Raw genomic sequence first — 19,936 nt, forward strand, 5'->3', positions numbered from 1 at the left:
GACCATAGCGAGTTGGTACCACCCCTTCCCATCCCGAACAGGACCGTGAAACGACTTTGCGCCGATGATAGTGCTGCAACCAGTGTGAAAGTAGGTCATCGTCAGGCTGTTATTAGAAAACCCCCGGTGCCAGAAGGCGCCGGGGGTTTTTGCTTTGGGGCGTTGGAACGGCCAGACTGAAGAACCAGGATGACTACCTCCGGATGCACAGCGTGGCAGTGTGTGCAGTGTAAGCACTACTGAACTCCCCTTGTGGCAGCCAGGGCATTAGGGATAATCGTGTCCACCTATTTTTTAAGTGGACACCCCATGACGGAATCGACCTCGAGGATGGTGCGTCGGCGGCGCCATGGCGCAAGCCTGAAAGCGCAACTGGCCGATGTCATTGGTCACCGAACGCGCAGCATGGTTGCGCGAGGTGCTTCGGTGATCCGCATTGATGCCATCTGGCTGGCCTGCGACCCGCTGGATATGCGGGCCGGCACGGACACTGCCCTGGCACGGGTCATGAAGGTGTTCGGCACCGCTCGCCCGCACCATGCTTATCTGTTTACCAACAAGAGCAGTAGGCGAATCAAGGTTCTGGTCTATGACGGGCTTTGATCTCTCGCTGCCGCCCACTACCGAAATCGCGGCCGCTTCGTCTGAATCGAGGAAGCGTCAACTGCCAGTGTGGCGCTCAACATCAAGAAGCTGCAGGCACGACTTTCCCGGGGGTATGAGCCTGCAGGCACGCACCGCTAAGCGAGCTGGCAGCATGCTCCCGGAATTTCCTGCGGCGCCCCGGCGACACCATTGCCAGCCGCGAAAATTCATCTGTTTCCTTTTATTCCTTGTTTATTGAAGCTCGTACAGGTCGGCCTCGCGCCTTGCTGCGAAGCCACGGCTGCACCGAAAATCATTCAACCCAGGCGCGTGCGCGTTCAACAGCGCGATGCCACTGGTTCAGGCGACTGTTGCGCTCCTCTGCGCTCATGTCAGGATCAAAGCGCCGTTCTTTTTGCCATTGACCAGCAACCTCGTCCTGCGACTTCCAGAATCCGACCGCGATACCTGCAAGATATGCCGCTCCCAAAGCAGTCGTCTCGGTAATGACTGGGCGAACCACCGGTACGCCGAGCACATTTGCCTGGAATTGCATCAGCAAGTCGTTTCTCGAAGCGCCACCGTCCACACGCAGTTCCTGCAATTCAATGCCGGAGTCATTCTGCATTGCACGCAATATGTCGACCGTCTGATAGGCAATGCTGGCCAACGCCGCACGGGCTATATGCGCCTTGTTTGTGCCTCGCGTCATGCCGACGATGGTTCCCCGCGCGTAAGCATCCCAATGCGGCGCGCCCAGACCTGCAAAGGCGGGAACAAACACCACGCCGTCGGTATCCGGCACGCTCGCGGCAAGCGCCTCCACTTCATCCGAACTCCGGATGATGCCCAGGCCGTCACGCAGCCATTGCACCGTTGCGCCGGCCATGAAAACGCTGCCTTCCAGCATATAGACAGCATCTCTGGGCTTTGTGTCGCCGCAAGTCCAGCCTACGGTGGTCACCAGGTTGTTATGAGAGGTAATCGGCTTGGAACCGGTATTCATCAGCATGAAGCAGCCGGTTCCGTAGGTGTTCTTGGCCATGCCGGGCCGCAGGCAGGCCTGGCCGAATGTGGCTGCCTGCTGGTCTCCGGCGATGCCCGCAATCGGCAATGCGGCGCCAAACAGTGCCGCATCGGTGTGGGCGATGACGCCGCTGCTTGGAACCACACTTGGCAGCATCGCACGGGGAATGCCGAGTATCTCCAGCAGTTCCTCGTCCCATTCCATGGTATGGATATTGAACATCAGTGTGCGGGAGGCATTGCTGGGATCGGTGACATGCTGACCGCTGAGCTTGCTGATCAGCCAGCTATCGACGGTGCCGAACGCAAGTCCGCCGCGCTCAGCCCGTTCGCGCGCGCCGGGCACATGATCGAGCAGCCATTTGACCTTGGTGCCGGAAAAATAGGCGTCCAGTACCAGGCCGGTCTTGCGCTGGAACAGGTCCGCGTGGCCGGCTTCACGCAATGCGTCGCAGATATCGGCGGTGCGTCTGTCCTGCCAGACGATCGCATTGCCGATAGCTTCACCGGTCGTACGGTCCCATACCACAGTGGTTTCACGCTGGTTGGTAATGCCGATCGCGGCGATGTCTGCAGCACTGACTGCACATTCCTTCATTACCTGCCGCGCGACGGCAAGCTGTGATTGCCAGATCTCGTCAGGATCGTGTTCGACCCAGCCTGGATGCGAAAAGATTTGCCGGAATTCCTGTTGAGCGCAGCCACGGACATGGCCTGCGCGGTCAAACAAGATGGCGCGTGAACTGGTCGTCCCCTGGTCCAGCGCAAGAATGTAGTTGCTCATGCTTGTCTCGTTATTTTGATTATGTTCGTAACCGGTAATGCTATGGAATATAGGGATGCTCGGGCAAGCCCGGCACATCCACGCGCAGTGATAACAGACAGCCTGAATGAGGGCACGCCGCCAGCTCTTCTGCACTGCGCTTGCTGCTCACTGTGGTGATGTAAAGCGTGCGCAGGTCGTTGCCACCAAAGGCTACCATGGTGGGACAACGCACCGGCAGCAGTATCTCACGCAGCATAGTCCCGTTCGGCGACAACTGCAGCAAGCGGCCGCCTTCATACATCGCGCACCAGTAATTGCCTTCGGCATCGACCGCCGCGCCATCCGGTCTGCCGCCGTATTGCGCATTGCGCTCCGTCGGGAACTGCTGCAGCACGCGGCCAACGCCAAGCGCGCCGCTCTGCAGGTCGAATTCATAGGCGCTGATGCGATGGCTGGTAGTGTCGCTGTGATAGATGACACGGTTGTCCGGGCTGAATGCGACGCCATTGGATACCGTGGAGCGTATGCCGCTGTCACGCAGCGCGCCGCGTTCGAACGCATACAGTGCCGCATTAGGCTGATCGCGCGGCTCATAGAGTGTGCCTATCCATAAGCGCCCTGCGGCATCACATCGTCCATCGTTGAATCGTTCGCGTGCCGGGTCATAGGGCGGCGCGGCAAGGAGATTCAACGAGCCGGTCGCGGTGTCGAGCATGTGAATGCCGGTGCGCAGCGCTACCAGCATGCCCCCCGCTGCACACCATGTGATGGCGCCAGGTTCCGAGGGCATCGCCCAGGACTGGTGCATGTTGTTCTGAAGGGCCAGCCGGTGCACTGCACGGCCGTCGATGTCGATCCAGTAAAGCTGGTTTTCCCGCGGATGCCACAAGGGACATTCCCCAAGCTGCATCGGCACAGGATAGGCAAGCTGGATGTCAGAAATTTGCATGGCGAGGTCCTGATGAGGAAAATGTGCATTATGCAACAGCGTTTGGCAGGGTGCTCCTATGGAGCGCAAGCCCAGTCGATGGTAATCGTCGTAATATGCGGTACCGGCCGGTGCCCGGCCAGACGCAGCCTGCATAACCTGGCTATCACCGGAGTTCCCTATACAAAACTCGAGGAAGAAACAATGAAACTCAAGAACTGCTTATCCCTGTTCGGCATGGCTGCGATGGCACTGGCCAGCGCATCGGCAAGCGCAGACACCTATCCCAGCAAGCCCATCAAGATTGTCGTGCCATTCGCCGCCGGCGGCACGACTGACCTGCTGGCCCGCGCGGTTGGCGCCGAACTTCAGAAGTCGATGGGACAGTCGGTCATCGTTGACAACCGGCCCGGCGCGGGGGGAAATGTTGGCGCCGATGTGGTGGCCAAGTCGGCACCTGACGGCTATACCCTGCTGATGGGAACCGTCGGTACGCATGCGATCAACCAGTCGCTCTATCCCAAGATGCCGTTCGACCCTATCAAGGACTTCGCGCCGGTGACACTGGTTGCTTCCGTGCCCAACGTTCTCGTGGTGAACAAGGACTTTGCCGAAAAGAACAAGATTACCGATATCAAGAGCTTTACCTCGTACGCGAAGTCGCACCCGGGCAAGCTCAATATGGCGTCTTCCGGCAATGGCACCTCCATTCATCTCGCTGGCGAACTGTTCAAGACCACAACCAAGACCTATATGCTCCACGTGCCTTATCGCGGCTCCGGCCCAGCACTGACAGATCTGATCGCCGGACAAGCCGACCTGATGTTCGACAACCTGCCATCTGCGCTGCCTTTCATCAAGTCGGGCAAGCTGGTTGCGCTGGGCGTTACCAGCAGCAAGCCATCGCCGGCGCTGCCTGGCGTGATGCCGCTGGCCAATGCCGGCGGAGAGCTCGCAGGTTTTGAAGCCAGTTCCTGGTTCGGCATACTGGCGCCGGCCGGTACACCGAAAGACATCGTCAACAAGCTGCAGCAGGAAATCGCGCAGTCGCTGTCGAGCCCCGCGGTAAAGGAAAAGATGATCAGCCAGGGGGCCGACCCGGTGGGTAATACGCCGGAGCAGTTCGCCGCGCATATCCAGGCAGAAACCAAGAAGTGGGAAAAGGTTGTAAAGGCTTCCGGCGCCAAGGTGGACTAAGCAACACAACCCTCCAATTCCATAAGGATGAATACCATGCAGGTAAAACGCCGGACCAGCGAACCGACTGATTGGCATGCGGTCTGGCGTCTGCTCAAGCCTTATTGGGTGTCGGAGGAAAAATGGAAGGCGCGCGGCTTGCTCGCCACCGTGGTTGTGCTGGCGTTGGGGATGGTCTACATCAACGTGCTGTTCAATGAATGGAACCGGGTCTTCTACAACGCGCTGGAAAGCAAGGACCTGGCGACGTTCAAGGAACAGCTATGGCGGTTTTCCTACCTCGCGTTCATCTACATTGCGGTGGCGATCTACAAGGTCTACCTGACGCAGGCGCTGGAAATCCGCTGGCGCGGCTGGATGACGCGGCAGTACATGGAGGGCTGGCTTTCGGGCCAGGCGTATTACCGGATTGAGCAAGCCGGCGGCGCCGACAATCCGGACCAGCGCATCGCCGAAGACCTCAAGTATCTGACCAATGGCTCATTGACGCTGTCCCTGGGCCTGCTCTCCAGCGTCGTCACGCTGGTGTCGTTCGTGGGAATACTCTGGTCCGTCAGCGGGCCGCTGGCTTTCATGCTAGGCGGGCAGGACTGGGTGATCCCAGGCTATATGGTCTGGTTCGCGATCGCCTATGCCGGCATCGGGTCGCTGCTGGTGGCCTGGATCGGCAAGCCGCTGGTGCAGCAGAACTTCATGCAGCAACGCTTCGAGGCGGACTTTCGCTTCGGCCTGATTCGCGTGCGTGAGAATGCCGAGTCCGTTGCGCTTTATCGCGGCGAGCCGCAGGAACATGCTCAACTCGAAGGACGTTTCGAAAGAATACGCGACAACTGGTGGCAGATCATGCGCACCACGAAGCGCCTGAATGTGGCGTCAACCTTCTATGCGCAGTTTGCAATCATCTTTCCCTTCCTCGTGGGCGCACCGCGTTACTTCAGCGGCGCCATCACCTTGGGCGGACTGATGCAGATCTCTTCGGCGTTTGGCCAGGTGCAGTCGGCCTTGTCATGGTTCATCGAGGCATTCAGCTCGCTGGCCGAATGGAAAGCGAGCGTGAACCGGCTTTCTGGTTTTCATGATGTCGTCGAAGCGGCACGTCATACCGAGTCGAACATCAGGGTGGTGCGCAACGGCACGCAGGACATCACGCTTGCCGATCTGACGCTGGCGCTGCCCTCGGGCCTGCCGCTGACGCAGCCCCTGTCGTCGGCCATTGGCGCGGGGCAGCGTATCCTCGTTGCCGGCCCCTCCGGCTGTGGCAAGTCCACGCTGTTTCGCGCCATTGCCGGTATCTGGCCCTATGGCGATGGGGCGATCGACATACCGCAGCAGGCCTCCGTGCTGTTTCTGCCGCAGCGCAGCTATCTGCCGATAGGCACGCTGCGGGCCGCGGTGACCTATCCCCTGGCTGCGCAGAATTATGACGATGCCGACATCCTGCGGCATTTCGATGCATGCCGTCTTGCGCATCTGGCGCCCGTGCTGGATCAGGAAGAAAACTGGAGCCAGAAGCTGTCTCCCGGCGAGCAGCAGCGCCTGGCGATGGTGCGCGTGCTGCTGATCCGCCCGGATATCGTGTTCCTGGATGAAGCCAGCAGCGCCATGGATGGCGATACCGAAGCGGCCCTGTATGCGCTGCTCACCGCGGAACTGCCGGACTCGACCATCGTCAGCATCGCGCACCGGGAATCGGTGGCGCAATACCATCATCTGCGCTGGCAATTCGTGGCGGATGACGGTGCTGGCAATGCGCAGCAGGATGGGACACGGACTTACCGCATCGTCCCATCGCTGCTGCAGGCACAGGTTCAGCCGCGCGCCAGCCAGGTTTCGGCCAGCCGCACCCAGTAGGTCGCGCCGATCGGCAGCAGCGCATCGTTGAAGTCGTAGCTCGGGTTATGCAGGTTGCATGGCCCCAGCCCATGTCCGCCGCTGCGATGGTCACCGTCGCCATTGCCGATGAATACATAGCAGCCAGGCTTTTTCTGCAGGAAGAAAGCAAAGTCCTCGGCGCCCATCGTGGGTTCGACCTGGGCATCGACCTTGTCGGCGCCGACGATGGACTGCAGCACCTCGGTTGCGAACGCCGTTTCCCTTGCGTGATTGATCAGCGGCGGGTAATTGCGCTTGAATTCGAAATGGACGCTGGCGTCGAATGCCTCGGCAGTATGCTCGGCGACCGTGCGCATGCGGCTTTCAATCAGGTCCAGCACCGGCAGATCGAAAGTGCGCACCGTGCCTATCATGGTGGCCTGGTCCGGGATCACATTGGTTGCGCTGCCGGCGTGGATCTGGGTGATGGACAGGACCGCGGGCGCAAGCGGGCTCTTGTTGCGGCTGATGATGGTTTGCCAGCTCTGCGCAATCTGCACTGCCGTCATCACCGGGTCCACCCCCTTGTGCGGCTGGGCCGCATGGGCGCCGCGGCCGGTGATGGTCAGTTCGAACTCGTTGGACGATGCCATCATCGGCCCTGGCGTCACGCCAAAGGTGCCGGTGGCCACGCCCGGCCAGTTGTGCATGCCGAAGATGGCGTCCATAGGGCATTGCTCGAACAAACCTTCGTCCATCATCTTGCTGGCGCCGCCGCCGCCTTCCTCGGCCGGCTGGAAGATCACATACACCGTACCATCGAAATTGCGGTGGTGCGCCAGGTAGTGGGCTGCCCCCAGCAGCATCGCCACATGGCCGTCATGGCCGCAGGCGTGCATCTTGCCCGGATGGCGCGAGGCATGGGAAAAGGTGTTGACCTCCTGCACCGGCAGCGCGTCCATGTCGGCGCGCAGGCCGATGGCGCGCGGGCTGTCGCCGTTGCGGATGACGCCCACCACGCCGGTCTTGGCCAGGCCGCGGATAATCGGAATGCCCCATTCGGTCAGCTTTTGCGCGACCACGTCCGCCGTGCGCTGCTCTTCGTAGCACAGTTCCGGATGGGCATGGATGTCGCGCCGGATCTGCGCCAGCTCGGATTGAAACGCAACAATGGGATCGATCAACTGCATGATGTTCTCCTGTATTTTGAACCGACAGCATAGCCGATTTGCAAGCTCGACAATATTGAAGCGTCAAGCATTTGCAAGTTGGTCAATTCTGGAAATAAAACAGCTTCAAAAACAGATGCTTAAGCTGAAATTTCATGCCTGACGAAAAGCGTTTTGCAGTACGATTGAACGCTCCGAAAGCGATATTCCCATGACGACCAAGACCATCCGCGCTGCCTGCCCCCATGATTGTCCCGATACCTGCGCCATGCTGGTGACGGTGGAAAACGGCGTCGCCACGAAAGTGCGCGGCGATCCGGAACACCCGACCACGGCCGGCGTGCTGTGCACCAAGGTCGCCCGCTACACCGAGCGCACCTACCATGCGGATCGTTTGCTGCATCCGATGCGTCGGGTCGGCGCCAAAGGCGAAGGCCGGTTCGAACGGATCAGTTGGGAAGAGGCGCTCGATACCATCGCTGCGCGCCTGAAGGAAATCACAGCGCGCGCGCCGGAAGCCATCCTCCCCTACAACTATGCCGGCACCATGGGCCTGGTGCAGGGCGAGTCGATGTCGGCGCGCTTCTTCCACCGGCTGGGCGCGTCGCGGCTCGACCGTACCATCTGCGCCTCGGCTGGCGCGGCAGGCATCACCTACACGCTGGGCGGCAAGGTCGGCATGGACGTCGAGCAGTTCCAGGACGCTCAGGTCATCCTGATCTGGGGCGGCAACCCGATTGCGTCCAACGTGCATTTCTGGATGCGCGCCCAGGAAGCCAAGCGCCGCGGCGCGATCCTGGTGGCGATCGACCCCTACCGCTCGCTGACGGCGGAAAAGTGCCAGATCCATATTGCTCCCTTGCCGGGCACCGACGCTGCGCTGGCACTGGCGATGATGCACATCCTGATCCGCGACGACCTGCTCGACCACGACTACATCGCGCGCCACACCCTGGGTTTTGACGAACTCAAAGTGCGAGCGATGGAATGGCCGCCGCAGCGGGCGGCGGAAATCTGCGGCGTGCCGGTCGAGCAGATCGAACAGCTGGCGCAACTGTATGGCGGCACCGCCCGCACCGGGCAGCCGGTTGCCATACGCCTGAATTACGGCCTGCAGCGAGTGCGTGGCGGCGGCATGGCGGTACGCAACATCAGCTGTCTGCCGGCGCTGGTCGGCGCCTGGCGTCATCCGGCTGGCGGCGTTCAGCTCTCGGCCAGCGACAGCTTTCCCAAGAACACGCAGGCACTGCAGCGTCCCGATCTGCTGCCGGGCAAGCTGCCGCGTCTGGTCAACATGAGCACCATAGGCGACGATCTGCTGCGGCCGGCATCGCCCGAATTCGGCCCGCAGATCGAGGCGGTGATTGTCTATAACGCCAATCCCGTGGCGGTGGCGCCGGAGTCGCCGAAGGTGGCGCAGGGCTTTGCCCGCGAGGACCTGTTTACCGTGGTGCTGGAGCACTTCCAGACCGACACGGCCGACTACGCCGACATCCTTCTACCCGCCACGACCCAGCTTGAGCATGCCGACGTGCATGGCGCCTACGGCCATCTTTACATGCTGGCCAACAATCCCGCGATCGAGCCGCTGGGCGAGTCCAAGCCCAATACCGACATTTTTCGTTTGCTCGCGGCCCGCATGGGTTTCGACGACGACTGCTTCAATGAAACCGATGACGAGATTGCAGCCCAGGCCTTCAACCGGGCCGACCCGCGTGCCGCGCATTTCGACTGGGAAGAACTGAAGCGCAATGGCTGGCGCAAGCTGGCCATTGCAAACGCGCCGTTCGCCAACGGCAATTTCGCCACCCCTTCCGGAAAATGCGAATTCTATTGCGCCCGCATGCTGGCCGAAGGGCTCGATCCGCTGCCGTCCTATATCCCGCCTTATGAATCCGCCGCCAGCAATCCCGAACTGGCGCGGCGCTATCCCCTGGCGATGATCTCGCCGCCGGCCCGCAATTTCCTGAATTCCACCTTCGTCAATGTGCAGAGCCTGCGCAGTACGGAAGGCGAGCCGCATCTGGACATGCACCCGCAGGACGCGGCTGTGCGCGGCATCGCCGATGGCGACCGGGTACGCATCCACAATGACCGCGGTGCCTTCACCGCCCGGGCGCGCGTCACTGACCATGCCCGTCCCGGCCTGGTGGTAGGCCTGTCGATCTGGTGGAAAAAACTGGCTTCGGACGGAAAAAATGCCAATGAACTGACCAGCCAGCGCCTGACCGACATGGGCCGTGCGCCCACCTTTTACGACGTGCTGGTTGAAGTGGAAAAAGCAGGAAGGGAAGCATGAAGATACGCTATCGCACTGCGCTGCTTGCCAGCGCCGCCATTCTGGCTGCCGCCCTGTCCGGCGGCTGCGCCCAGCTTGGTTATTACATGCAGGCAGCGCAAGGGCAATACTCGCTGATGGCACAGGCCCGTCCGATCGACGACTGGCTGGCCGACCCGGCGACCGGCGACAAGCTCAAGACCAAGCTGCAGCGGGTCAAGGAAATACGCCGTTTCGCCGCCGCCGAACTGGAACTGCCGGACAATGGCAGCTACAAGTTCTACGCTGACCTGAAGCGTCCGTTCGTGTTGTGGAACGTCGTGGCGGCGCCGGCGCTGTCGCTGGAACCAACCAAATGGTGTTTCCCGATTGCCGGCTGCGTCAATTACCGCGGCTATTACAGCAAGGAAGCGGCGCAGGCATTTGCCGGCGAATTGCGCGCGCAGGGGCTCGATGTGCAGATCGGCGGCGTGCCAGCCTACTCGACCCTGGGCTGGTTCAACGACCCGGTCCTGTCGACCTTTATCCAGTATCCGGACGGCGAACTGGCGCGCCTGGTCTTCCACGAGCTGGCGCACCAGGTTGCCTATGCCAAGGATGACAGCCAGTTCAATGAGTCCTTCGCGGTGGCGGTGGAAGAAGTCGGCGTGGAGCGCTGGATGGCGCGCTTCGGCGATGAAAAGATGCGCCGTGCCTATACCGACTACGAGAGCCGCAAGAAGGATTTCCTGGCCCTGTTAATGAAATATCGTGCCGAACTGAAGGCCAACTACGACAGCGATGCAGCCGAGGCCGAAAAGCTGGAAACCAAGGCCAAGCTGTTCCAGTCCCTGAAGGGCGACTACCAGGTGCTCAAGGCCAGCTGGGGCGGTTATGCCGGATACGACCGGTGGTTCGCCGAGCCGCTGTCCAATGCGCACCTTGCGTCGATTGCGACCTACCATGATTTCGTACCGGGTTTCCGGACCCTTCTGCGGCAGGAAAAGAGCCTGTCGGCCTTCTACGCGGCGGTAAAGCGGATGGCGACGGAAGACAAGGGACAGCGCCATCAGCAACTGGCCGACCTGGGCCAGCCAGCCAGGATGGCGTCGCATGAAAGTCCGATAATGACGACCCGCCAGGAATAAGCGATCAATCGGCTAATTAATTGATCATGGGAAATAGCCGCCGCTAGAGGAAGTGTTCCAAATTTTCGCAAAATGCTTGCGACGCCGGGGCCTGCCGACTAGCATCCTGCTTACCGGCAGCTTTCAACAGGCCTGCCGGCCCGGCGCCCAGCGCATCCTTCCATCTCCATACATAACAATATTTCGAGGCAGACTATGGACAAGATTTGGCTCAGGTCCTATCCGGCGGACGTCCCCGCGGAAATCGATTACACCCGTTACCGTTCGCTGGTCCACCTGCTGGAAGAAGCCTTTCAGAATTACGCGCAGCGCAAGGCCTATATCTGCATGGGCAAGTCGCTGACCTATGCGCAGGTCGATGCGATGTCTCAGCGCCTTGGCGCCTGGCTGCAGAGCAGGGGGCTGGAAAAGGGCGCTCGCGTGGCGCTGATGATGCCCAACGTACTTCAGTACCCGGTCGCCCTGGCTGCCGTGCTGCGCGCCGGCTACACCGTCGTCAACGTCAATCCGCTCTACACTGCCCGCGAGCTGGCGCACCAGCTCAACGATTCCGGCGCCGAAGCCATCATCATCCTCGAGAACTTCGCCACGACGCTGGAGCAGGTGGTGGCAAACACCAAGGTGCGTCATGTAGTCATTGCCTCGATGGGCGACCTGCTGGGCGGCCTCAAGGGCGGCATCGTCAATTTCGTCGTCCGCAATGTGAAAAAAATGGTGCCGGCCTACCAGTTGTCCAATGCAGTGCCGTTCAAGCGCGCACTGGCCGAAGGCAGCCGCATGACGCTCAAACCCGTGCCACTGACCCATGAGGACGTGGCCTTCCTGCAGTACACCGGCGGCACTACCGGCGTCTCCAAGGGCGCAACCCTGACCCACCGCAATGTGCTGGCCAATGTGCTGCAGAGCGAGGCCTGGGCGCAGCCGGCGATCAAGCGCGAGCCGCATGTCGAGGAACTGGTGTATGTCTGTGCGCTGCCGCTGTACCACATCTTTGCGCTGACGGCCTGCTGCCTGATGGGCACCCGCATGGGCGCCACCAATCTGCTCATACCCAATCCGCGCGACATTCCGGGCCTGGTCAAGGAGCTGTCCAAGTACAAGATCAATATCTTCCCGGCGGTCAACACGCTGTATAACGGCCTGCTCAACAATCCCGATTTCGCCAAACTCGACTTTTCCGGGCTGAAGGTCTGCAACGGCGGCGGCATGGCGGTACAGCGCGCAGTGGCGGACAAGTGGCTGCAGGTGACGGGCTGCCCCATCATCGAGGGGTATGGCCTGTCCGAGACCTCTCCGGTCGCTACCTGCAATCCATCCGACAACCATGCCTTCACCGGCACCATAGGCTTGCCCGTGCCATCGACCGAAGTGGCGATCCTGAGCGACAACGGCCAGCCGCTGCCGCTTGACCAGGTCGGTGAAATAGCCATCCGCGGACCGCAGGTGATGGTCGGCTACTGGAACCGTCCGGAGGAAACGGCCAAGGTGATGACGCCCGACGGCTACTTCAAGACCGGCGATGTCGGCGTGATGGACGAGCGCGGTTATGTGCGCATCGTCGACCGCAAGAAGGACATGATCCTGGTGTCGGGCTTCAATGTCTATCCGAACGAGATCGAGGATGTGCTGGCGACCCATCCCGGCGTGCTGGAGTCGGCATGCGTGGGCGTGCCCGATGCGAATTCGGGCGAGGCGGTCAAGGTGTTCGTGGTGCGCAAGGATCCGGCTCTGACCTCGGCCCAGTTGATGGACTATTGCCGCGAGCAACTGACCGGCTACAAGCGTCCGAAGTACATCGAGTTCCGCACTGAACTGCCGAAGACCAATGTGGGCAAGATACTGCGGCGCGAACTGCGCGACGAAAAGCAGGCAGCGTAACGCCTGTCAGGCTGCCGGCAGCACGCCCGGCCGGCCATCCTCCACCCTGAAACGCGCCAGCGTCGCCATTGCCGAGCTGGCGCTTTTTACATTCTCCAGTCCCTGAAACAGTACCGTGGCATGATCCGGCGCCAGGTCCATCACGGCAAAGCCGCGCCGGTCGCTGCGGCCGTAGGCAATGTGGGGATTCATGGCCAGGTATTGCTCGGTGCGCGCCTGTGGCCGCGAGTTCGATGTGACCGACGTACCGCAGAATTCGCTCGCCAGCACCGGGTTGGCCAGCGAGGCGGGACGGTAAAAGTCATTGCGCAGATCGCTGGCGAAAAAGCTGTGCACGTCGCCTGAAATCACTACCGGATTGGCGGGGCGGTGGCGGGCGATATCGCCCATCAGGCGCTGGCGCGCCGCCGGGTAGCCATCCCAGCCATCGGTCCAGAAACGGCCCTCGCCGTCGCTGTCAGTCGGGGCGTGGCTGCACTGAGCCATCAGCGTCTGCTGCGCCAGGATATTCCAGCGCGCCCTTGACGATGCCAGTCCCTGCGCCAGCCAGGCTTCCTGTTCCAGGCCTAAGAGCGTGCGCTGCGGCTCCAGCCTTTCCCTGCAAGCCGCAGCACCCACCGATGTGCTGCCGCCGCGTCCCATCGGCGCACAGGCCTGATGCGAACGATACTGGCGGTCGTCCAGCACATGCAGGCGCGCCAGCCGGCCCCAGTCGTAACGTTCGTAGATGCGCATGTGGGCGAAGCGCCCGGCCTGCTCCGGCTGCACGGTTAGCCGCACCGGCATGTGCTCATAGAAAGCCTGATAGGCGGCGGCGCGGCGCTGCAGGAAGACCGGGTCCAGCCGGACGTCACGGTCATCGGCGTAGTCATTGGCCACCTCATGGTCGTCCCAGGTGACGATCCAGGGCGCGGCATGGTGCGATGCCTGCAGATGCGGGTCGGCCTTGTATTGCGCATAGCGGGCGCGGTAGTCCGCCAGCGTCAGCGATTCATTGCCGCGCCGGGGTGTATCCGGATGCGTAGCTTGATACGGGCCCCATTCGTAAATGTAGTCCCCGAGAAAGGCAACCAGGTCAGGCGCCATTTCAGCGATATGGCGATGCGCCGCGTACTCGCCAAATTCCCAGTGCTGGCAGGAGGCGTAGGCCAGCCGCATCCTTGCCGGCATTGCGCCTGCCGCAGGCGCGGTGCGGGTGCGCGCCACCGGGCTGACCGCATCGCCCAGCATGAAGCGGTACCAGTACCAGCGGTCCGGCCGCAGGCCGCCCACGTCGACATGCACGCTGTGCGCAAGCTGTGGCGTGGCGATGGCGTCGCCGCGTGCGACGATGTCGCGGAAAGCTTCATCGCTCGCCAGTTCCCAGCGCACTGTTAGTGGACCCTCAGCCGGCGCTGCGTCATTGCCCGGCTCGGACAGAATGCGCGTCCATAGCACGACGCCATGGGGAAGCGGCGACCCGGATGCCACGCCGAGGCGGAAAGGATACCAGTCGGCGGCCGCGCAGAGCGTCGTGCGGCCTGCGCCGGCGCCCAAGGCGGCAAGACGCGCGGCATTGAGCAGGAAGGAGCGCCTGTCCATGCGCGCGATGGCTACGCGCCGTCCGGGTGCCGGTCCGACTCGGGCGGCAGCAGCCGCGGCTTGCGGTCTTCCCCAGTGGCGACATAGGTGAGGGTTGCTTCGGTCACCTTCACCACTTCCCACTGCAGGCGATTGCGCTCGGCATACACCTCGACATTCACCGTGACCGACGTCTTGCCCGACTTGACGACCGTCGCATAGAACGACAGCAGGTCGCCGACGAACACGGGCTGCTTGAACACAAAGGAGTTGACGGCGATGGTAGCCACCCGGCCGTTGGCGCGACGGGCCGCCGGCAGTGCGCCGGCGATGTCGACCTGGGCCATGATCCATCCGCCAAACACATCGCCGTGCGCGTTGGAGTCCGCCGGCATCGGCATCACCCTCAGGGCCGGCATGCCGGGCGGAAGTCTGGTCTGGTTACTTTCGGTCATGGAGCGGTCCTGCCTTCCTGGGATAAGAACGTTACAATCGAGGGCCAAGCATAAACCACCCGCCAGCCCACTCTCAATGCGACGCACTCTGCCCCCGCTTCCCGACGCCCCTGCCAACCAGGGCACCCGCAACGACTGGGCCACCCTGAAGACCCTGCTCCCCTATCTGTGGGCTTACAAATGGCGCATGTCGCTGGCCCTGGTGTTTCTGGTCAGCGCCAAGCTGGCCAATGTCGGCGTTCCCCTGGTGCTCAAGCAGCTGATCGACCGCCTGACCATCACTGCAAGCCAGCCGCAGGCATTGCTTGCGCTCCCGCTGGGCCTGCTGCTCGCCTACGGCGCGCTGCGGCTGTCCACCACGCTGTTTACCGAATTGCGCGAGTTCGTATTCGCCAGGGTCACCCAGCGCGCGGTGCGCACGGTCGCGCTGCAGGTCTTCAAGCATCTGCATTCGCTGTCGCTGCGCTTTCACCTGAACCGCCAGACCGGCGGCATGACGCGCGACATCGAGCGCGGCACCCGCGGCATTTCCTCGCTGGTTTCATACACCCTGTTTTCCATCCTGCCGACCCTGGTGGAAATCACGCTGGTGCTGGGCTACCTGGTGCTGCATTACGACATCTGGTTTTCCATCATCACAGCCGGCGCGCTGGTGGCATACATCGCTTTCACCGTGCTGGTGACCGAGTGGCGAACCCACTTCCGGCGGACGATGAATGACCTCGACTCCAAGGCCAACACCAAGGCGATCGACTCCCTGATCAACTATGAAACGGTCAAGTACTTCGGCAACGAGGAGTATGAGGCACGGCGCTATGACGAAGGCCTGCAGCGCTACGAGGCTGCGGCGGTGCGCTCGCAAACCTCGCTGTCGCTGCTCAATACCGGGCAGTCCGCCATCATCGCCATCGCCGTCACCCTGATCCTGTGGCGCGCTACCCAGGGCGTGATCGACGGCACCATGACGCTGGGCGACCTGGTGCTGGTCAATGCATTCATGATCCAGCTGTATGTGCCGCTGAATTTCCTGGGCGTGCTGTACCGCGAAATCAAGCAGAGCCTGGCCGACATGGAACGCCTGTTCGCCCTTCTGGACCAGCACCGCGAGGTGGCGGACGTGCCGGACGCGCCGGCGCTCGCTGCGCATGGCGCCGAGGTGCGCTTCTCCCATGTCAATTTCAGCTACGAGAAAAACCGGCAGATCCTGTTCGATGTCGATTTCACCATCCCGGCCGGCAGCACGACTGCCGTCGTTGGTCATAGCGGCTCGGGCAAATCGACGCTGTCACGGCTGCTGTTCCGTTTCTATGACGTGGATGGCGGCGCCATCAACATCGATGGCCAGGATTTGCGCCAGGTAACCCAGTCATCGCTGCGCAGCGCCATCGGCATCGTGCCGCAGGATACCGTGCTGTTCAATGACACCATCGAATACAACATCGCCTATGGCAGGCCAGGCGCCAGCCGCGAGGAACTGATCGCCGCCGCGCGCGCAGCGTCCATCCATGACTTCATCGAATCGCTGCCGGCGGGTTACCAGACCATGGTCGGCGAACGTGGCCTGAAGCTTTCGGGCGGCGAAAAGCAGCGGGTGGCGATTGCCCGGGCGCTGCTGAAGGATCCGGCCATCCTGATCTTCGACGAAGCGACGTCGGCGCTGGACTCGCGCGCCGAGCAGGCGATACAGGCCGAACTGAAAGCCATTGCCCGCACGCGTACCACGCTGGTGATTGCGCACCGGCTGTCCACCATCGCCGACGCGGCGCAGATCCTGGTGATGGACCATGGCCGCATTATCGAGCGCGGCACCCATGCGCAGCTGCTGTCGGCCGACGGCGCCTATGCGCAGATGTGGGCGCGCCAGCAGGCAAGGCCCGACGAAGCCCAGGCTTCGCCGAGCGCCGATCCGATGGGCGCCAGCGAAGCTGCCTGAAGCCATCGCTTTGCCTGCAGCCGGCCAGCCGATTACCATGGCGACATGGACACCAAATGGCTTGAAGATTTCATTTCCCTGGCCGAGACGCGCAGCTTCAGCCGCTCAGCTGAGCTGAGGCATGTCACCCAGCCGGCATTCTCGCGCCGCATCCAGTCGCTGGAAGCCTGGCTCGGCGCCGACCTGATCGACCGCACTTCCTATCCCACGCGCCTGACGCCGGCTGGGGAGGTGTTCTATGAGCAGGCGATGGAAATGCTGGGCCAGGTCAACAATGCCCGCGCGCTGTTGCGTGGGAACCGTCCCATGGCTCCCGGCATGATCGACTTCGCCGTGCCGCATACGCTGTCCTTGACCTTCGTGCCGAAATGGATCAAGTCCATGGAAACGGGTTTTGGCCCGATCGGTGCGCGATTGATGGCGCTGAACGTGCATGACGCCGTGATGACCATCGTCGAAGGCGGCTGCGATCTTCTGCTGTGCTACCACCATCCGCGCCAGCCGGTGCAACTCGATCCCGGCCGCTACGACATGCTCGTGCTGGGATACGAAACCTTGCGCGCCTATGCCCGTTGCGACCGCGCCGGCACACCCGATTTTCTGCTGCCCGGCGACATCCGCTCGCCATTGCCCTTCCTGTCCTATACCAGCAATGCCTATCTCGGCCGCATGGTGGATCTGATCCTGAGCGATGCCCGCAAGACGCCGCATCTGGAGCGTCGCTATGAAACAGACATGGCCGAAGGCTTGAAGATGATGGCACTTGAAGGGCACGGCGTGGCTTTCCTGCCGGAGTCCGCCGTCACGCGGGAGCTGAAGCAGAAACAGCTTGCGCGTGCAGACGGCGGCATGCCCGATTGGGAAGTGCAGATGGAAATCAGGCTGTACCGGGAACGTCCTTCCGGCCAGCGGCCTGGCAAGCCAGTCGTCAGCCGACTGTGGGATTACCTGGTCCAGCAGCATTCACCAAAACGCCGTTCCGAAAAAGTAGGTGCCAGATTGAAAGACGCAGACGGGAACTAAAACTATGTTTTATACGCATAGTTACATGCGAACAAGGCATTGGATCGGCGGCGGCGGCCAGTCATAAGATACAGGTCTCTGCAGCGCAAGACCGGCGTGGTTCGCTGCCTGCGTTGTTCAACCAAGGAGCCCTCAAATGTCCAGCCAGCATGAAATCCCGTCTTATCTGACACCACATGAAATCGGCCCCTGGGCCGTCTACCTTGAGCAGATCGATCGTGTGACGCCTTACCTTGGCGGTCTGGCGCGCTGGGTGGAAACCCTGAAGCGGCCCAAGCGCGTGCTGATCGTCGACGTGCCCATCGAGCGGGATGATGGCAGCATTGCGCATTTCGAGGGTTACCGGGTGCAGCACAATACCTCCCGCGGCCCGGGCAAGGGCGGCGTGCGCTTTCACCAGGACGTGACGTTGTCGGAAGTGATGGCACTGTCGGCCTGGATGACGGTGAAGAACGCGGCGGTCAACGTGCCTTACGGGGGCGCCAAGGGCGGCATCAGGCTGGATCCGCGCGAGCTGTCGCAAGCCGAACTGCAGCGCGTGACGCGTCGCTATACCAGCGAAATCGGCATCATCATTGGACCGAACAAGGACATTCCGGCGCCGGACGTCAACACCAACGAGCAGGTGATGGCCTGGATGATGGACACCTACTCGATGAACCAGGGCAGCACGGCGTCCGGCGTGGTGACGGGTAAGCCAATTTCCCTGGGCGGCAGCCTAGGCAGGCGGGAAGCAACCGGCCGCGGTGTGTTCGTTGTCGGCTGCGAGGCGGCGGCAAAAACCGGGCTTGACATCAAGGGCGCACGGATTGCCGTGCAAGGTTTTGGCAATGTCGGCAGCATTGCTGCCCGGCTATTCAGCGAAGCCGGCGCGCGCATCGTGGCCGTGCAGGACCATCAATCGACGGTATATAACGAAGCCGGCCTGGACGTGCTTGCGCTACAGGAGCATGTCGCCGCCCACGGCGGTGTAGGCGGTTATGCCGCCGCGGAACACATCAGTGACCGCAACCGTTTCTGGGAAGTGGACTGCGACATATTGATTCCGGCGGCTTTGGAGCAGCAGATCACTGAATTCAATGCTGGACACATCAAGGCAAAAATCATTCTGGAAGGCGCAAATGGCCCGACCACGCCGCTTGCTGACGATATCCTGCATGAGAAGGGCGTTCTGATTGTTCCGGACGTTATCGCAAACGCCGGCGGCGTGACTGTCAGCTATTTCGAATGGGTACAGGACTTTTCGAGCTTCTTCTGGACTGAAGACGAAATAAATCTGCGCCTTACGCGCATCATGCGGGAAGCGTTTGCCGGCGTATGGCAACTCGCTTCCGAGAAAAAAGTCTCGCTTCGCACAGCCGCGTTCATCGTCGGATGCACTCGGATATTGCAAGCACGGGAAATGCGCGGCCTGTACCCTTGACGGTCCAAACCAAAAGGCGGACCAAAAAGGATACAGGTGACGCAAGCTGTTTCAGGTAACCAAACAGTTTTTTGTTGACATGATTTCTTGTTGGAAATACGATGTCGGCGTTGTTTTGTTTTTCCGATTCGCCCGCCTTGTGCGGGCTTTTTTATTGGTTCATATTAAACATTGTCGCTTTCGTAAGCTTGCTGAAAATCAAAACGTATTGATCTTGTCCGCACTGGGCTTACGCAGGATACCGAGTGTTGATTGGCGAGAAAGTGACAGCGCTAGTTACAGCCGGCTTGGTTTGATTCGGATCGCTGATATTCACAAAACATATTGCAACTATGCATTTTTTGAAGTTCTGAAAATGAACGGCGCTCGCTAAAGTGACGGCCTTCCAAGTTCTGTCTCAAGGAATAGCGATCAAGCTTTCCAGGGAGGACCTTCTTGGAAGATGTGGTGCAAGGCAACTTTGTAGTGTGGACTGTGAAAGTGAAACAAAAACAGTTGACGCAAGCCACCAAACACCGCATAATCGCTTTCTCTGCTGCTGACGAACACAACGCTTCGCAGCAGCCGGCAAGTCCCCCGGGACGGCTGGCAGCAGACTGAATTGCCCGGTTCTTTAACAACCAACAACCGATAAGTGTGGGCACTTGATGAAGTGCGCCGGCGGCAACGCCGGATGCTCAACTATTAAGCAAGTGCTCACAACAAAGAAGTAGAACGATTCGCAAGAATCGGTCTGTCAGTATTTTGAGTGAGCGACGGTTCTTCGGAACCTGCCA

The 19,936-nt window shown here is 61.2% G+C and carries 14 protein-coding genes and 1 rRNA gene; 10 read left to right on the forward strand and 5 right to left on the reverse strand.

Features of this window, described 5'->3' with window-relative positions:
- Nucleotides 1-107 (forward strand): 5S ribosomal RNA (gene rrf / locus IGW04_RS23465); the annotation flags it as partial.
- A 202-nt stretch (nucleotides 108-309) separates the two neighbouring features.
- Nucleotides 310-603 (forward strand): IS66 family insertion sequence element accessory protein TnpB, encoded by a 294-nt coding sequence (gene tnpB / locus IGW04_RS23470; RefSeq protein ID WP_228527349.1) that lies wholly within the window; start codon nucleotides 310-312, stop codon nucleotides 601-603.
- A gap of 295 nt (nucleotides 604-898) precedes the next feature.
- Here the strand turns inward: tnpB and glpK are convergent, their stop codons facing one another.
- Entirely contained in the window at nucleotides 899-2,395 is a 1,497-nt protein-coding gene (gene glpK, locus IGW04_RS23475; RefSeq protein ID WP_194715526.1) for a glycerol kinase GlpK, read from the reverse strand.
- A 40-nt stretch (nucleotides 2,396-2,435) separates the two neighbouring features.
- Nucleotides 2,436-3,395 (reverse strand): SMP-30/gluconolactonase/LRE family protein, encoded by a 960-nt coding sequence (locus IGW04_RS23480; RefSeq protein ID WP_323744898.1) that lies wholly within the window; start codon nucleotides 3,393-3,395, stop codon nucleotides 2,436-2,438.
- A gap of 114 nt (nucleotides 3,396-3,509) precedes the next feature.
- Between IGW04_RS23480 and IGW04_RS23485 the strand changes: the two genes are divergently transcribed.
- Together IGW04_RS23485 and IGW04_RS23490 are read left to right on the forward strand one after the other, a co-directional pair.
- A complete protein-coding gene (locus IGW04_RS23485) occupies nucleotides 3,510-4,502 on the forward strand; it encodes a tripartite tricarboxylate transporter substrate binding protein (protein ID WP_194715527.1) in 993 nt (330 codons plus the stop codon).
- A 36-nt stretch (nucleotides 4,503-4,538) separates the two neighbouring features.
- Nucleotides 4,539-6,353: an ABC transporter ATP-binding protein/permease gene (locus IGW04_RS23490; RefSeq protein ID WP_194715528.1), complete on the forward strand. Its 1,815-nt coding sequence runs from the start codon at nucleotides 4,539-4,541 to the stop codon at nucleotides 6,351-6,353.
- Here the strand turns inward: IGW04_RS23490 and IGW04_RS23495 are convergent.
- Complete coding sequence (locus tag IGW04_RS23495) at nucleotides 6,311-7,504, reverse strand: M20 aminoacylase family protein (protein WP_194715529.1); 1,194 nt, start codon at nucleotides 7,502-7,504, stop codon at nucleotides 6,311-6,313. The two genes, IGW04_RS23490 and IGW04_RS23495, sit on opposite strands and share 43 nt — an antisense overlap.
- A 190-nt stretch (nucleotides 7,505-7,694) precedes the next feature.
- Between IGW04_RS23495 and IGW04_RS23500 the strand changes: the two genes are divergently transcribed.
- From IGW04_RS23500 to IGW04_RS23510, 3 genes are all read left to right on the forward strand, one after another.
- Complete coding sequence (locus tag IGW04_RS23500) at nucleotides 7,695-9,782, forward strand: molybdopterin-containing oxidoreductase family protein (protein ID WP_194715530.1); 2,088 nt, start codon at nucleotides 7,695-7,697, stop codon at nucleotides 9,780-9,782.
- Nucleotides 9,779-10,888, forward strand: coding sequence for an aminopeptidase (locus IGW04_RS23505; protein ID WP_194715531.1), 1,110 nt, complete (start codon nucleotides 9,779-9,781; stop codon nucleotides 10,886-10,888). The genes IGW04_RS23500 and IGW04_RS23505 overlap by 4 nt, the downstream gene beginning before the upstream one ends.
- 195 nt (nucleotides 10,889-11,083) lie before the next feature.
- Complete coding sequence (locus IGW04_RS23510; protein ID WP_194715532.1) at nucleotides 11,084-12,766, forward strand: long-chain-fatty-acid--CoA ligase; 1,683 nt, start codon at nucleotides 11,084-11,086, stop codon at nucleotides 12,764-12,766.
- Between the two features lie 6 nt (nucleotides 12,767-12,772).
- On the opposite strand, the gene IGW04_RS23515 is transcribed toward IGW04_RS23510, so the two are convergent.
- Complete coding sequence (locus IGW04_RS23515; RefSeq protein ID WP_194715533.1) at nucleotides 12,773-14,347, reverse strand: alkaline phosphatase D family protein; 1,575 nt, start codon at nucleotides 14,345-14,347, stop codon at nucleotides 12,773-12,775.
- Nucleotides 14,348-14,358: 11 nt separating this feature from the next.
- Entirely contained in the window at nucleotides 14,359-14,781 is a 423-nt protein-coding gene (locus IGW04_RS23520) for an acyl-CoA thioesterase (RefSeq protein WP_194715534.1), read from the reverse strand.
- Nucleotides 14,782-14,857: 76 nt separating this feature from the next.
- On the opposite strand from IGW04_RS23520, the gene IGW04_RS23525 reads away from it, so the two are divergent.
- The 3 genes from IGW04_RS23525 to IGW04_RS23535 all read left to right on the forward strand — a co-directional run bounded on the left by IGW04_RS23525 (nucleotide 14,858) and on the right by IGW04_RS23535 (nucleotide 19,160).
- Nucleotides 14,858-16,714, forward strand: a complete 1,857-nt coding sequence (locus IGW04_RS23525) for an ABCB family ABC transporter ATP-binding protein/permease (protein WP_194715535.1) — start codon at nucleotides 14,858-14,860, stop codon at nucleotides 16,712-16,714.
- 45 nt (nucleotides 16,715-16,759) lie between these two features.
- On the forward strand, nucleotides 16,760-17,737 hold the full coding sequence (locus tag IGW04_RS23530) for a LysR family transcriptional regulator (protein ID WP_194715536.1): 978 nt from the start codon (nucleotides 16,760-16,762) through the stop codon (nucleotides 17,735-17,737).
- Nucleotides 17,738-17,873: 136 nt separating this feature from the next.
- Entirely contained in the window at nucleotides 17,874-19,160 is a 1,287-nt protein-coding gene (locus tag IGW04_RS23535) for a Glu/Leu/Phe/Val family dehydrogenase (RefSeq protein WP_194715537.1), read from the forward strand.
- The last annotated feature ends 776 nt before the right edge of the window (nucleotides 19,161-19,936 follow it).

Origin of the sequence: Noviherbaspirillum soli (genome assembly GCF_015352955.1) — a bacterium.
GTDB classification, from domain to species: Bacteria; Pseudomonadota; Gammaproteobacteria; order Burkholderiales; family Burkholderiaceae_D; genus Noviherbaspirillum_A; species Noviherbaspirillum_A soli.